The organism is Singulisphaera rosea (assembly GCF_054877945.1).
This window is the reverse complement of record NZ_JBTYIP020000176.1, coordinates 1-255: the sequence shown is the minus strand read 5'-3', so window position 1 is coordinate 255 and position 255 is coordinate 1. Positions and strand designations below refer to the sequence as shown.

Annotated in this window: 1 protein-coding gene; it reads left to right on the top strand. The window is 58.8% G+C overall.

The annotated features are described in order from the left end of the window. Window positions 1–71: 71 nt before the first annotated feature. A partial coding sequence (locus ACYOEI_RS41405) for a hypothetical protein (protein ID WP_462856513.1) occupies window positions 72–255 on the top strand: 184 nt, incomplete at its 3' end.

Here is a 255-nt window from a genome sequence, read left to right as displayed (position 1 = left end):
TGGCAGGTGGCATAACAAGCACGCGTAGGGTTCTTGATCCTGTCGCCAATAGAGCTCGGCGATCGGTAGGAATGTCTGAAGCGTGGGATCCTGTTGGTCGACCGGACAAGGTCCGCGATCCCGCGCCGGTGCCGGAATGGACGCTGGAAGGGACGAAGCAGGCATTGGATGGGATCGGGGTCCTGGATCCTTCACCAGCCACCGACTCGGCGAGTGCGGTGATTTCATTACTCCAAGGTAATTTACTCGATGCCG